We start from the raw sequence: 15,401 nt of genomic DNA on the forward strand, positions 1-15,401 counted from the left end.
ATTGAGAATGATTGGTTGTGACAAGGCATGGAAATCAGACAATTACACTATTTTATTGAAGTTGCAGAACGCGAACATGTATCGGAAGCGGCAATTGCTTTGCATGTTGCACAATCTGCGGTCAGTCGTCAAATCGCAAACTTAGAATCTGAACTTGGTGTAGAGTTGTTTGAAAGAGAAGGTCGAAATATTAAGCTCTCTCCTGTTGGGAAGTTATTCTTGATTCACGCAAAAACCGCAATGAAAGCAATAGACCATGCAAAAAAACAGATTGATGAGTACCTAGATCCCGAAAGAGGGACGATTAAGATTGGATTTCCTACTAGTCTTGCAGGACATCTTCTGCCAACTGTAGTTTCAGCATTTAAACGTGAACATCCCAATATCGCCTTTCATTTAAGGCAAGGGTCTTACCGATTTCTTACAGAAAGTGTTAAAAGTGGGGATATCGATCTCGCGTTTTTAGGTCCAGTACCTACAAACGATCCTGATTTAGAAGGACATATCCTTTTTACTGAAAAAATTTCAGCACTATTACCTGAACAACATCTTTTAGCCGAAAAGCGAAGTTTACTATTGAGCGATTTAAGAAATGATGAATTTGTTCTATTTCCGGATGGGTATATTTTACGGGATGTTGTTGTTAATGCCTGCAAAGAATCAGGCTTCGTCCCTAAGATTGCATGTGAAGGTGAAGATCTTGATGCGATAAAAGGGCTAGTTACAGCTAGTATGGGTGTTACCCTTTTACCCGATAGTTCCTTTTATGAAACGAAACCGCGTTATACTGTGAAGATACCGATTGACATACCAGATGTAAAACGCACAGTAGGAATCATCACTCCTCGTAGCCGTGAACTAGCACCCGCTGAACAAGTTTTTTTTGAATTTGTGATTAAGTTCTTCTCTGTTTTAGAGCAGTATCAATAATCTTGTGTTTATTTAATGAAGTTAAAAGGTGAAACAGAAAACAGCTTGGCATTTTTGCCAAGCTGTTTCTATATGCCTCCCTATTTAATCATCTAAATCAATCTCAATAAGATCATAAGAAGTAAAAATACCTAATGGTTTTTCGTTCTCACTACCATTTAAAGTGATAATGATTGCCTCAAGCTTTTTCCCTTCCTTATGCATGCTTTCGAAAATCTCTTCTGCCTTAAAGATGCTAGAGGTTTTAGATATAAAAGCAACCAGCTGCTTTTGCTCATTGTCTGCAATATCAGATATTCTTGCATTGTTCAGATCAATCACTTGGTCAGCAAGCCGGTCAGTTAACCAATTCAATAAGTATGTAGCGGTTAGAAGCCAAAGGTACTCTCCTTTTTCGTTATAAATAGGAAAACGTGAATATGATGTTTTTCTAATACAGCTTAATACATCTTCCAACCGATCACTATCTTTAAAATGATGAACCTTCTTTGTTGCAATGGTCAGCGCTGTTTCAGGTTTCATAAAATAACCTGCTATTTTTTCTATTCTCTCTACGATCTCTAGATGTGGTTCCGCAATGTAAAAATCATGATCAACTTTTTCATGGACTATAGCATTTCTCAGTTTCGCGAACTGAACTAACTCATTGTAAAAAGATCGTACAAGAGAATGCTTTTTCATTCCTGTTTCCACCAGGTTTTTAAACCGATCATCTTTTGTATCTTTTACTTTATCGATTAAACATTTGTGTATCTGGTTAAAGGCGATTTCAAATCGTTCTGAAAGACTGTTTTCTGTATTGGATTTTATATGAGTTACGTTCATAGATCAATCTCTCCTTCTATCTCGCAATACCATTTTACTACCCAATTTTTTAACAACTTCAAACTAAAATTTCTAATGAATATGTAAAGTTATTAAAAGTACTCAGGTTAACACTTTGTTGATCCTATAAACAACTTATAGAAAATAAAAACGAACCCGGAATGGATTCGTTTGTTTATATTATTCACTTTCAGGAAAACGAGGTAACGGGTCGTGAAGTTTATTCCAGTCTCCGTTATTCATTTCAAAGTCAGTCAATAAGCATTGATCTAACTGTTCTAACAACTGTTGTTTGTTGTAATCGATTCCTATAAACACTAGTTCGGTAATACGATCTCCGAATTCTTCATCCCAGTTTGGATTCAGACTCTTTTCCTCTTCTATAATTTCTTCTTGTTCTTCTTTAGGAAGAGCTGCCACCCATTGACCAGCTGGCTGGAAGATTATACTCGTACCGGCTTGACTTAACAAGATTGCCCAATCATTTCGAGAGGCTACCCAAATAAATCCTTTTGCTCGAACAATTTCAGAAGGCCAATTCTCTAAAAAAGTAAAAAGTCTAGCAGGGTGAAAAGGTCTTTTCTTTCGGTATACAAAGGAAGAGATTCCATACTCATCTGTTTCAGGAATATGTTCTGTTTCAAGCTCTTGCATCCAACCCGCTGACTCACTTGCCTTCTCAAAATCAAACAGACCTGTAGATAGAATATCTTTTGGATCTACTTTACCGAATTCTGTTTCAATTAGTTTTGCTTGTGGTTGTAATTTTTTTAATACTCTTTTGAGTTCTTCTCGATCCTCTTTCTCCAATAAATCACACTTGTTCAAAACTAACACATCACAAAATTCTATCTGATCTATTAATAAATCTACGACTTCTCTAGTATCGGTCTCATCTAAAGCTGCTTTTCGATCTAATAAACTTTCTCCAGAAGCAAAATCATTCCAGAATCGATTTCCGTCAACTACAGTTACCATCGTATCCAACTTGCATAAAGAAGCAAGATCAACACCTGAATCTTCATCTAAATAAGTGAAGGTTTGAGCAACTGGAATCGGCTCGCTAATACCCGTTGATTCAATAAGGATATAATCAATATCACCGTTTTTTACGATCCGTTCTACTTCAATTAATAGATCTTCTCTTAGTGTGCAGCATATACAGCCGTTAGTCATTTCAACGAGTTTTTCTTCTGTTCTCGAAAACATAGTCTCATTTTTTATCAATGCAGCATCAATATTGATCTCACTCATGTCATTAACAATCACAGCTACTTTCAATCCTTCTCGATTTGATAAGACATGATTCATCAATGTAGTCTTACCAGCTCCTAAAAATCCACTCAATACGGTTACTGGTACTCGCTTTGTTAGTGTATGTAACATGTATTAAAAACTCCTTTTAAATCGTAATTATTACGATTTATATCTTAGATCAGGTTACAACGCACGTCAAGACTTAATTGCTAAACTTCATTTTTTGTTGATAGATAAATGTGCACAAAAAAAAGACGTGATTTCATTACGATACACGCCTTTTACTTAAAAATCGTTCCATTCAATTTTTCCGCATTTATTATCAGGATCAAGCTCAACAGCAAAATTATGCTTTTCATAAAAGTGAATGAGTCGATCTACATGTCCCCAGTCTCTCTTTGCTATATCGCCTTTAATCGTTGGGATATTCTTATCCGAAGCTGTTTCTTTTAAGTAGTGCATACAGATTGAGCCGTATCCCTTATTAGCAGGTCCTTTGATGTCGCCAATATGAAGAGTATTTTCGTCTTCATAAACAGCATCTATTGAAAAATCCCAGCCATCGTATCTTGATTCACAATCATTAATCATTATTTTACATTGATCAAGTTGTTCAGATTTATAAACGATCACAAGGTTATCATCTTTTGTTTGATCCACACCGATTACATCATAGCTTTTAGCAATTTGTTTCATATCGTTTTGCATGCGCAATAATTGAAACTCAAGTTCGTTGCGATCGAGTTTTGTTTCTCTATCTTGTTCTTGTCCAAGTAATAACATTTTATCTCTCTCCTACTACAACAAGGTGAAACACACAGTTTCTCATTGTACTAGAGGTGAGTTTATATTTCAAATGTATTTTATTACCATTCAGGGTCGATTACATAATATTCTGTTTGTCTGTCTGTAAAATATTGCATCTTACCATCTTTAAAGCAGACGGTTTCTTCAAGATAAATCGGAACAGATTTGTTCCATTCATGGATGAATTGTCTAATGTTAAATTCCAATGCATAGCACGTGTTATTCTTAACATGTCGTTCACCTCGAATAGGAATACTTTCTTGTTTATCATACAGCCCAATAATTGGTCCTGCCCCGTGACAATGATAGCCGATTGGATGTGAATACAGCATAGCATCTAGATTATTTTTTCTTGCTTCTTTTACTGCCTCTAAAAAGATATCATTACCCGACATTCCTTCTTTACTAATTTCAAAGAAAATATCTTCAAACTTGTTCGCCGCCTTCAATGCACTTTTTAATCCAGCTGGAGGTTCTTTGTCATCATCACTAAGAATATAAGCCAACTGTTGTGTATCTGTACATAGACCTAAATACTCGATACCGAAATCCAGATGCAAAATATCTCCGGGAAGTACGGTACCCTCTATTCTGTCTGAAGTTCCTTCTTTCCTTTGTATATCAACAGTAGGGTAAAAAGAGGTTTTCAAACCTAAGTCTCTTACTCGTTGTCTGATCCATTGAACAATATCCTGAGTTGAGGATTTATGAGGTATGATGTGTTCGTTCGAAAACGTTTGTCTCACGATTTCTTTAGTGATACTTTCCAGTTCTTTATACATATCAAGCTCAGAGTCTAATCTTGTTTGAAGCCAATCAATTGCAATGTTTTCTGATGAGACCAGTTTATTTGCATGCTGTTTACCTAAGACTTTTCCTAAATATTCAAGGTTAGAATGACTTAATCCATCACAAAAAGCATAATGCATTGAAGTATTAACTGCTATAGAATCAGGGTCGTATGTATCCACCAATCTTTTTAATCCGTCAAAAGAGTCTTCACTATCTTGAAGGGAATAGCATGAGTAGAAAGGTTCGAATTTTTTGTTAGAAGAAATAACGAATCGTTTAATACCCGTAGATTGGTTTTTACTAACAAATGCAAAAATGGTTATTCTCCTCGAACTATCTATCGCAGAAGGAAAAAACGTCTTCGCAAGTGGGTCTTCATTATATTCTTTGCTGATCGTTAACCACATGTCTATGTTATGTTTCTTCATTAATAAAGGTAATAGTTGATTTAGTCTATCTTGTAACCAATGGTCCATAATTTTTTCTTGCTCTGATATGGATAAGATCTGAATTGAGTTCTGTGTATGTAATGTCACAATAACCTCTCCTTATTCTGCTATATGCTTATCTTTCTCTCTTGATGTTTAAAGTCCTTTGAGGTCTTGTTTCCTTTTTTTTGCATATGAATAAAAGGACAACGTGTACAAGGAGATGCACTCAACGTATGAATATATTTTTCAGAGGCGTATTACTGCTTGCTGCTGCTGCATTAGTTGGTGAGAGTCTAGAATTTATTGTGAATATGGTGTTAGCTAGAGAATTAGGTGAATTAGGACTCGGACATTATATGTCGATCTTTCCAACCGTTATCTTAATCATTATTGTAGCGAGTTTGGAATTACCGATCTCCATTTCAAAGTTCGTTGCAGAAAAAGAGGAGAAACAACACTTTAGCATGTTGAAACATGCTACAAGAATGACGATATTGCTGACTGTAGCTATGATTGTGCTCGCTTTAGTGATCCTGCCTTTTATACCCGTTTTCAATAGTTATCATCCGTTAGTTAGATGGCTTATGGTCATATTAATCCCTTTGATCTCCTTAACATCTATAGCTAGAGGATTCTTTATGGGTAAACAGCAGATGGGCAAATTGGCATTCTCAAACTTATTTCGAAAATTGGCTCAGCTCATTTTGTTAACAGGGATTTATCAATTGTTTTCTTTTGATAACGAAACAGCAATCCTTATAGCCTTAGCAACTTTTGTAGGTAGTGAACTCGTTGTTTTCGTCTATCTCTTCACAGCTTATTTGATTCAATACAAAAGAATGCAAAGTCACAACAATGAACATCTTTCATCAAATGAAGTGACTAGGAGCCTTATGGCTGTTACTATTCCGACTACTGGCTTACGTCTGTTCCATGCTGTCACAAATGCTATTCAGCCGTTTTTAATTAAATACTCATTGTCACTTGCAGGGTTTTCAGGAGTTGCGGCAACGGAAGAGTTTGGTTTGTTAGCAGGTGTAGCGATTTCAATCGGCTTCTTTCCAGCGTTTATTGCCCACTCTCTTTTGGTTGTCTTAATACCCACAGTTTCAGAAGCTACGGCTAAAAAAGATGTAGAAAAGTTAAAAAACCTTCTTATTCGTGTGATGGGCATCACTGCATTATATGGGTTTCCAGCTGTTTCAATCTTTTTAATGTTTTCAGAAAAACTCACCTTAATGTTTTTTCATTCGCAATCCGCAGCAACGTATTTAGAATTGTTGTGGCCGAGTTTTTTATTTACTTTTTTCCTAATACCTCTACAGGCTTATTTGATCGGTCTAGGCTTAATTACAACAGCATTTGTTCAGTCAGTCTGGTCTACAACATTATCGTTTGTCCTTATGTACATGTTAGGGTCACAGCCATCATTAGGGATGCATGGCATCATTATTGGAATGAATGCAGGATCCGTGCTTTTAATGCTTCTTCATTACTTCTCAGTATGTAAAGCGATCGGAATCACAACGTGGTTAAGTGCACGAAATAACTATCAAGATTAAATAAGCGCTTAAGCGGGATATGTTTCCCGCTTAAGCGCTTATTCTTTATTACACGCATGATGAAGTTGTTTGTGCCAAATAGGCCTGAACACAGTACTTAGTATGTTCTTTTTTCTTGAAAAGCCATTGTGAAGGTATCCGAGAACGAAGAAAATCGAGTTGTTCATCTGAGAGGTTCATGTCTATACCAGATTCATTCATTAAAAAATCTTCGTTTTCTTTCAACTTATATTTGGTCTGCAATAAGTTCAATAAACCCCTAATGGTTATAAATTTAAAGGTATAACCCGTTCTGATTGCAGAAACAATTGTTTCCCGGTTTTGTTCTGCAAACTCAAAAAAGAAAGCCCAGCTTGACTCTTCTTTTCCGACATGGCGGACTGCTTCGTAATCCTTAGTTTCAATCACTTCTAGTAGCCTTTCCCCCGAAACACCGCCTGCTATTGCTGACTCCATCAATAAGCCGACCGGCATCGATAACTTAACCATTAGTAACTCTCCCTCTAAAGTTCCTATTTCATTGCTGTTTCACCATTTTTTCTAGTGACAACTCTCCAAATAATAAATAACAAGAGTAAAATTGCTAGCGAGAAACTCGTATACGTGAGAACGTCTATCTCACCCTTATGTCTTACACTTATTCCGATATAAGCCCAAACAAAGACGAGCGGATAAAAGATATCTTTGTTTTGAATCGTAAAAAAGATCGATAATCCTGTACCTACAAAAAGCAAGATCACGGTCCATGTAACAGATGAAAGTCCAAAACCATTCCAGTCGCTATACTTTAAGACAACCGCTGTATTTACGATTGTTGCCACACTAATCCATCCTAAATAGATGGAAAAAGGAAGTCTAATGAATAAAGACTTGTTATCTTGATTTTGGATCTTCGTATAAATCAATATGAGCGATAATAAAAGACCGATCATAACAATCCAAGAGAGACCTAGTAGTTCATAATGCCATACAAAAATCCATGTACAATTTAAGATACAGTTCAATACAAACCACAATCCAATGCTTCCATACACCGGTTTATTTCTGTTCTTTGGCAACGCTTGAATGACCACCCAGATAGATAACAGCAGATAAATGAGTCCCCATATAGAAAATACATATCCTGCTGGAGTAATTAACACATTGTATTTGGCTGATAACTCTCCGGTTGTTCTTCCGTTCAAGGGTAATGCATTAGCAAGATAATTAACAAAGATTACTGCGGCGAGTGCTGCGATATTCAGAAAAGCTCTAATCATTGCTGACATGAATGGTTCCCTCCTTTGGATATATAGTTTCATATATACCCAAAGTAGAGTGGAATTATGAGGAAAAGGCAATCTTAGTTAGATTACTTACCCATTCTTAACTGCTAAATGCTTGTGATCCAATTTCCGCTTCTCGTTTAAACAACCTACTGTATACGCCATTATCAGACTTTAGCAACTCATCATGTACTCCGTCCTCAATCATTACTCCGTTTTCTATGACAATAATTCGATTGGCAGCTAAGACGGTTGATAGTCTATGCGAAATAATAATGAGCGTTTGTTTTGATTTTCTTTTATTAATCGCTTCGTTGACTTGAACTTCTGTGATTGGATCTAAGGCAGAGCTCGCTTCATCAAGAACTAAAATGGCAGCATCTTTTACTAGAGCTCTCGCTAATGATAGCCTTTGCTTCTGTCCACCAGATAGTAAACTGCCCCTTTCTCCAACAAGCGAGTTTAGTCCATCTGGAAGCGTAAGTAAGAATTCCCCGAGACCGCTGTCTTTTAGTGCACTTATCAATTCATCATCTGTTGCTTCAGGCTTTGCAATTCGTAAGTTATCAGCTAAAGAACCATTTCTAAGCTGTACATCTTGTGAAACAATCGCAATTTGTGAGCGGAGCCAGCCAGCATCAATCGTTGATAAGTTCGTTCCGTCAATAAAGATAGCTCCACTCTCAGGTTCATACAATCGTAATAGTAAATCTACCACTGTTGATTTTCCCGATCCGCTCGGCCCTACAAGCGCTAATGCTTCTCCAGACTTTACGGAAAATGATAACCCTTTTAATACTTTATCGTCTTTTTGAGGATAACCGAATGCTACATCTCTAAATTCGATCTCTCCTTCAATCTGTTGTGGAATAAATCCTCTTTCTGTTTCTGCATTTGATACTTCTTGGTTTAGTAAAAGTTCTGAACGATCTAAAGCCGGACCGGTTCTTCTTACTGAAAGCCAGTTTCTTAACATTCTTTGCATCTCATTCGCGGCGATTGCGACAAGACCCGCTGCCGTAAGCATCTGCCCAGCTGTTAATTTATCGTTCCATATTAAGTATGCGCTAAGTCCATAAACGACAGCTAATGCAAGTCCGTTGTAGCTTCCAATTACAACAATGGATTGCATCCTAGCTTTTAATTCATGACGAGATTCTTTTATAAATGATTTTCTAATCTCAGCAACACTTGAAACCTCACCATCTGAAACACCTAAAACCCTTGAAAGATGGATACCGGTTACAGATTCTCTTAGTCTCTCAAGATATCGAGAAGCTTCTTTTCTGGCATTCGCCGAAGATTGTCGTGTACGCTGACCTACTGCGTTTGATGTTAAATAAAAGATAACCCCTAACACAACACTCGTAAGCATTAAATAAGGATGAATCCAAAGAAGGACGATGCTGTATAAAATAACACCTTGCACAGATGCCATAAAGGTCGATCCTTCCCAAGCCAGGAAGTTATGAAGTGTATCTGGATCATCAGAAACACGAGCCATCATCTCGCCAGATTGGTTGTTTTGATAAAAGGAAAATGGTAAGTTTTGCAGATGTTTAAACAGCCTTAGTTTTTGCCAGTTCGTTACTGTCTTGGCGACTTGATGACAAAAATATTCATCAATAACCATCAGAATTAAATCAGCAACAGCTGCAAAGATCAACAGCCACATCAATCCCCATAGCAGCTGATTGGATTCACCAGGCAAAATTTTATCAACAAGCCACCCTAGTGCAAGCGTCGGGATTAGCGCAGAGAATACTTGTGATACGGCAATAACAAACGCATCAGCAAATACCCATTTTTTATGTGGCTTTAAAAAGGCTAGAACGCGTCTGCCATCTCGATTTTTTTGTTTTAAATTCGTTTGGCTCATATCGCTCTCTCCTTTTCTAATTCACTGTATTGCGCCATATATAGTTCGTAATATTGTCCTCGTTCTGCAAGAAGTTCTTCATGTGTACCCGATTCTGCTACTACACCTTTATGTAGAAGTAAGATTTTGTCTGCGTCCCTAACAGTAATCAGGCGGTGTGCAATCGTAATCGTCGTTCTGCCTGGTATGAGTTCTTCAAGAGCGGATTGAACGCGTTCTTCTGTTTCCCCATCAAGCGAAGACGTTGCTTCATCAAAGATTAATAGTGCGGGATGCCGAAGAATTGCTCTTGCAAGAGCAACGCGTTGTCTTTGTCCGCCAGAAAGCTTAAGTCCTCGCTCTCCGACAATTGTTTCATAGCCTTCTGGCAAGGCTGTTACAAATTCTGTAAGACCTGAAGCATCACAGGCAGCATCTAAGTCTGCTTGAGTTGCGTCCTTTCTTCCATATAATAAGTTCATCCGAAGTGTATTGTTTAATAGAAATGTTTCCTGCGAGACAACGCCAACTTGTTGACGAAAAGAATTTCTGTTGTAATCAAACAAGTTCTGTTGGTCGATTTGAATGGAACCTGCTTCTGGTTCATACAGACCGAGCAACAATTGAATTAGAGTCGATTTTCCACCGCCGCTCGTGCCGACGATCCCAATGTGTTGCCCAGCTTCCATATTCAGTGAAACGCCTTTTAGCACATATTCTTCGTTGCCCGGATAACGAAACCAAAGATTATCAACATCAATATCCCCACGAATCGGTTTCATGTTTGGAAGATCATCTTCATGTTCTTTTGGCAAGTCAAAATATTCATAGATCCGCTGAAGTGCAGGGATAGCCTGCTGAATAATCAATGCATTCTCAGCAAGTGAACGAATGGGAAAGAACATCGTAGGAATAAACCCTAAACAAGCAACAAGCGTCCCAACAGAAATGGTATTGTTCCAGACCGCCATTCCTCCAACTAACATAACCACTCCTGGTGTAGCGATATTAAATAAATTACCAAGTCGCCAGTTTACTTTTCCGATCAAAGCAGCACGTATGGAATAATTCTTCCAATCTGTTAGCTTTTTATCTTGTGTATGTATTTCTCTTTCTTGTGTTTGAAACGTTCTAACTAGTCTAGTTGATTCAATGCTTTCTTGAAGGTGGTGATAAATATCCGCGCGCATATCCCGCTGAACGGCACTCATTTTTCTCATTGTCGTTCCAAGTTTAAAAGATGGATACAGATAGACAGCAAATACACAGAACATTACGATGGCGACGGGCCAGTATAAAGCAAAAACGGCAATAAAGGCAGCGACCGCACTCACTACTTGTTGTACGAATCGTGGTACGACCGTATTATTCAAATTCTGTACAGCTTCTACGTCGTGAGTAAGACGATACAGCATATCTCCACGAGGTGTAGTCGTGAAAAATGACATCGGCGTTTTATGCAACCGCCCAAATGCACGCATCTGCATATCTGTGATAACATCTAAACCGATTTGAATTTGAATAAATTCTTGCAATGATTCAAATATCACCTTAAATAAAAACGAGAAAAGAACCCCTGCAATAAGCCAACCAATCATGTCCGTCATCTCATTTGGCAGGATTTCATCAACCAACTTACCTGCTAGTATGGGTGGGATTACGGTAAAGGCTCCACCGATTAACGAACAGATAAAAGCCAAAAGAAGCCCCCTCCAATAAGGCTTAAAGTGCTTAAGTGTTTCTCTTAAAAGCTTCATATTTTATTTCCCCCTCTCGCTTTCAAGCACTTTATTTTATACTAAATTCATAAAATTTTCATTATTTTTACTTGTTATTTTTTTGAAAATATAAGAATAAATTCATTTTTATAATGTAAGTAATATATTAAACATCATGGCCTTATATACAAATTATGTGTTCACTCCATCTATAAAAAAAAACTTATTAAAGCAACACGCACTTTAATAAGTCATCTATTTGTTATTTTATTGTAATTCTACACGTTTAAGAGGTTTTTTCGCTGGCCCTTCAACGACTGAACCATCATATGAAAAACGTGAACCATGACATGGACAATCCCATGTTCGATCACCGCTGTTCCACTCGGTCTCACAACCGAGATGTGTACAAGTCGTATCTACTATATGAAGTTCTCCATTTTGATCTCGATAAGCCCCACATCTTTCTCCGTCAACCGTTACGGCACATCCCTCATCTTTATTTAAACTTCTTGGATGTTTAGTTGGTTTTTCTAACTTCCCAGAAACAAAATGCTTGGCTACATCAGCGTTTTCCTTAATAAACTGTTTAATATCTGAGGGATCAGCTTGAAATCTTTGTGGTTTATATAAATCAGCAAATTCATTCTTCCTATCCAAGATATGATCTCTAATGATTAAAGCAGCAAGTGTTCCTGTCGTCATTCCCCATTTCTTATAGCCTGTAGCCACAAGTATATGATCGTGCTTATGCGTAAGCTTTCCGATGAACGGAATTTTATCTAGTGTGATTAAATCCTGAGCAGACCAGCGATAAAGTACCCTATCTAAGTTTAACGATTTTTTCGCTTCTTTTAATAAAGCCTCATAGTGCTGATGAGTCGGGATTCCTTGTCCGGTTTGATGACTTTCTCCACTAAGTAGTACAATCTTTTCCCCATTTTGTAAAATGGACCGATAGGAAAATGAGGTTTGATCTACGCCCATATACATCCCATTTGGAAATGTATCTTTTGTTTTAACAGCCAATACATATGAACGCTCTGCCATCATTCTTGTAAAATAAAAACCTAATCCATCAAAAAACGGAAAATGTGTGCAGCAAGCTACAAAATGAGCCGTAATTTTGTGTCCATTACTCGTTTGAACCACAGCTTTTTTGTTTTTCTCTTCTATAATATCAGTTGCTGTCGTGTTTTCGAAGATCTCAACACCTAGTGAATCCATTTCCTGTAATAACGCCGATAAATATTTTACCGGGTGAAAATGCGCTTGATTCCTCATAACAAGCGCTTTTTTATGAGGTATGTTAAATGGTAGTTTTTCTACCAGTTCACCATCAATATCTAAATGTTGATAAGCATCAGCTTCTTTGTTAAGCTTTTTAATTCCTTCCTCAGTGTTGGCAAATAGATAGGCATCGTGTTTCTCAAAATTACAATGAATATTGTTTTGTTTAACAAGATTCTCAATAAACTGTTTAGCTAGTTCGTTTGACTCATAATAGTGACGTGCTCGATCTAACCCTATATGTGAGATAAGGTGATCATAGATAACATCATGTTGAGAAGTAATCTTTGCTGTTGTATGACCAGTCGTTCCATTGATTACTTTACCTGCCTCAATTAGTGTAACCTTTTTACCTTCTTTTGCTAGAAGATAAGCTGTAGTAATACCGCTTATACCCGCTCCTACTACAACTACTTCCGTTTGAATATCTCCATTCAATAGTGAATATGTAGGTAGATTTAATTGCTGCTTCCAGATCGGTTCTGGAAACTGCGGCATGTTATTTTCATGGTTACTCATGTGATCCCTCCTGTTTAGACACGTTTTCTCACCATTATTCCCCATACATTAAAAGAACAATCAGTAGAAAACGAATAAAAGAAGGCTCTTTTTTAAAGATTATTTTCGTATATCTTGAAGCTTTTGGTAAGTAGTCGATTTCCATTCCAGGCTGCTCGCTTTCCATGGGGCAGGCGGTGAGCCACATTGGTACGTTTCACGTATAAGTGTCTCACCTGACCGCCTGTCCCGTAGGAGTCTCGCACCTTACACTCCAATCAACAGTCAAGGGTGACAAAAACGGAAATAGCTTGTTCAGATCCGACAAGTAAAAGTTGTTTTGGTGAGGAAGGCGTAATTGGATTTCATGATCGTTCAACTTTTGTCCTAGAGGGTCTATGCCCAGAATACGCCCCTTGAAAGAAAGCCAAAACTATAAACAACAAGATATAACCAAATAGAAACAGGCTATTTAAAATAACCTGTTTATCAGTAGATAGTTGAATTAATTGCTTAAACGCTTTTCAAGTGCATAATCAAAATTTCCGTTATAACTTTCTAAGCTACCCTCTTCTAACCAAAGAGTTCGCTCAAATAGTTTGTTCATAAAATAGCGATCGTGTGAGACTGATAGGATCGTACCATCAAACTCTTCTAGTGCTAGTTCTAATGCTTCACGTGAATCAATATCTAAATGGTTTGTCGGTTCATCGAGTATTAAGAAATTGAATCCTTCATAAACAAGCTGTGCTAGTCTGAGTCGTGTTCGCTCTCCACCGCTAAGTTCATTTCCTTTTTTATAAACGGATGCGCCGTAAAATAAAAACTTTGAAAGATGATGACGAGCTTCTCCTTCTTCCATCGGTACTTTTTCTCTGAAAATATCAAGTACTGTTCCAGCAGAGTCAGCAGTAAGTCCTCTTTGAGAAAGATAACCAATTGAAACGGATGGTCCAAGTTTTATCGTGCCGCTGCAGTTTTCAAGAGTTTGTAAGGTCTGAAGCAGTGTCGTCTTTCCTGAACCGTTTTTGCCGACGAGGGCTACTTTCTCACCAAATCGAATCTTCAAATCAAGATTACTTAATATAGAGCGCTCGTCGAATGCTTTACTAAGCCCTTTAATTACTGCTACGTCTTGGCCACTTCTCTTGTTTACTGAAAATTCAAATGCTGCTTTTTTACGTTCTAGTTTTGGCCGTTTCATATCCTGTATTCGATGAAGTGCTTTCTCCATATTCCTCGCTCTTTTGAAGAACTTTTCATTTCCTGAACGAGCACCCCAGTCTTTTAGTTGTTTGATCGATTCTTTGATTTTTTTTATCTTCTTTTGCTGTTCTTCATATTTCTCAAATTCTAAAAGAAGGTTACTTTCTTTTTCTTTTAGGAAACCTGAGTAACTATGATGATATAAGGTGCATTCACCATCTTCTATATCAATCGTCTTTGACGTAACTCTATCTAAAAAGTAGCGATCATGACTGATAATAATTACAGAACCTTTATATTTTTGAAGATAGTTTTCTAGCCAATTCATCGTTTCGATGTCGAGATGATTGGTAGGTTCGTCTAAGAGTAAGAGCTCAGGTTCTTTTAATAACAAACAAGCCAGACCGACTTTCGTTTGTTCCCCTCCACTTAGTTGCTTGAATAATTGATGAGAGAGATGAGTTAGACCTAATCCAGTCAAAACACCATTTATCTTTGACTCAATCGCATAACCGCCAAGTTTTTCAAATTCTTCTTGCAACCTATAAAGCTTATTAAGATTTTTGTCTAACCGGTGCGATTGCTCTGGGTCACTTAAAAATGCATTTACTTGCTGAATTTGAAGTTCGATTTCATTAATTTCTTGAAACGCCACAGAAACCACATCATAAACGTTCATATTCTCTGTATGCTTGGGAAGTTGTTCCAAATAACCGACTCCTGCATCTTTCTTGATAGCAATAGAACCTGAGTCTGGGTGGTCAACCCCACTTAGTAGCTTAAACAGAGTCGTTTTTCCAGAGCCATTTTGTCCGACTATACCTATTCGGTCTTGTTCGTGAATTTCAAAAGATATATTTTTTAGGATCTCGTTTCCGCCATACATTTTCTTAACTTGATGAACAGTGCATATAATCATTTTCTTTTTCTCCTTTTAAACCAATGCCACTGTCCTTTTTTGT

At 37.4% G+C, this 15,401-nt stretch carries 12 protein-coding genes; 2 read left to right on the top strand and 10 right to left on the bottom strand.

The features are described 5' to 3' along the window. The first annotated feature begins 27 nt into the window (after window positions 1-27). Entirely contained in the window at window positions 28-930 is a 903-nt protein-coding gene (locus P4V41_RS13740) for a LysR family transcriptional regulator (RefSeq protein ID WP_328085612.1), read from the top strand. Window positions 931-1,014: 84 nt separating this feature from the next. Here P4V41_RS13740 and P4V41_RS13745 read toward each other — a convergent pair whose 3' ends face one another. From P4V41_RS13745 to P4V41_RS13760, 4 genes are all read right to left on the bottom strand, one after another. After that, window positions 1,015-1,755, bottom strand: a complete 741-nt coding sequence (locus tag P4V41_RS13745) for a CBS domain-containing protein (RefSeq protein WP_328085613.1) — start codon at window positions 1,753-1,755, stop codon at window positions 1,015-1,017. A 180-nt stretch (window positions 1,756-1,935) separates the two neighbouring features. Continuing rightward, complete coding sequence (locus P4V41_RS13750; RefSeq protein WP_328085614.1) at window positions 1,936-3,141, bottom strand: GTP-binding protein; 1,206 nt, start codon at window positions 3,139-3,141, stop codon at window positions 1,936-1,938. Between the two features lie 156 nt (window positions 3,142-3,297). Continuing rightward, window positions 3,298-3,795, bottom strand: coding sequence for a hypothetical protein (locus P4V41_RS13755; protein WP_328085615.1), 498 nt, complete (start codon window positions 3,793-3,795; stop codon window positions 3,298-3,300). An 83-nt stretch (window positions 3,796-3,878) separates the two neighbouring features. After that, window positions 3,879-5,147, bottom strand: coding sequence for a M24 family metallopeptidase (locus P4V41_RS13760; RefSeq protein ID WP_328085616.1), 1,269 nt, complete (start codon window positions 5,145-5,147; stop codon window positions 3,879-3,881). A gap of 128 nt (window positions 5,148-5,275) precedes the next feature. Here P4V41_RS13760 and P4V41_RS13765 point away from each other — a divergent pair, with 128 nt between their 5' ends. Beyond that, a complete protein-coding gene (locus tag P4V41_RS13765; RefSeq protein ID WP_328085617.1) occupies window positions 5,276-6,604 on the top strand; it encodes an oligosaccharide flippase family protein in 1,329 nt (442 codons plus the stop codon). Window positions 6,605-6,652: 48 nt separating this feature from the next. On the opposite strand, the gene P4V41_RS13770 is transcribed toward P4V41_RS13765, so the two are convergent. From P4V41_RS13770 to abc-f, 6 genes are all read right to left on the bottom strand, one after another. Next, window positions 6,653-7,093, bottom strand: coding sequence for a hypothetical protein (locus P4V41_RS13770; RefSeq protein ID WP_328085618.1), 441 nt, complete (start codon window positions 7,091-7,093; stop codon window positions 6,653-6,655). A gap of 23 nt (window positions 7,094-7,116) precedes the next feature. Continuing rightward, entirely contained in the window at window positions 7,117-7,872 is a 756-nt protein-coding gene (locus P4V41_RS13775; protein ID WP_328085619.1) for a TspO/MBR family protein, read from the bottom strand. A gap of 97 nt (window positions 7,873-7,969) precedes the next feature. Further along, window positions 7,970-9,748 carry an ABC transporter ATP-binding protein gene (locus P4V41_RS13780; RefSeq protein WP_328085620.1) on the bottom strand — a complete coding sequence of 593 codons (1,779 nt, stop codon included), beginning with the start codon at window positions 9,746-9,748 and terminating at the stop codon, window positions 7,970-7,972. Continuing rightward, a complete protein-coding gene (locus tag P4V41_RS13785; protein ID WP_328085621.1) occupies window positions 9,745-11,484 on the bottom strand; it encodes an ABC transporter ATP-binding protein in 1,740 nt (579 codons plus the stop codon). The genes P4V41_RS13780 and P4V41_RS13785 overlap by 4 nt, the downstream gene beginning before the upstream one ends. Before the next feature lie 228 nt (window positions 11,485-11,712). Continuing rightward, window positions 11,713-13,254, bottom strand: a complete 1,542-nt coding sequence (locus P4V41_RS13790; protein ID WP_419181317.1) for an FAD-dependent oxidoreductase — start codon at window positions 13,252-13,254, stop codon at window positions 11,713-11,715. Between the two features lie 484 nt (window positions 13,255-13,738). Further along, window positions 13,739-15,358: a ribosomal protection-like ABC-F family protein gene (gene abc-f / locus P4V41_RS13795; RefSeq protein ID WP_328085622.1), complete on the bottom strand. Its 1,620-nt coding sequence runs from the start codon at window positions 15,356-15,358 to the stop codon at window positions 13,739-13,741. Window positions 15,359-15,401 lie beyond the last annotated feature (43 nt).

Source organism: Fictibacillus nanhaiensis (genome assembly GCF_036213205.1).
GTDB lineage: Bacteria > Bacillota > Bacilli > Bacillales > Fictibacillaceae > Fictibacillus > Fictibacillus nanhaiensis_E.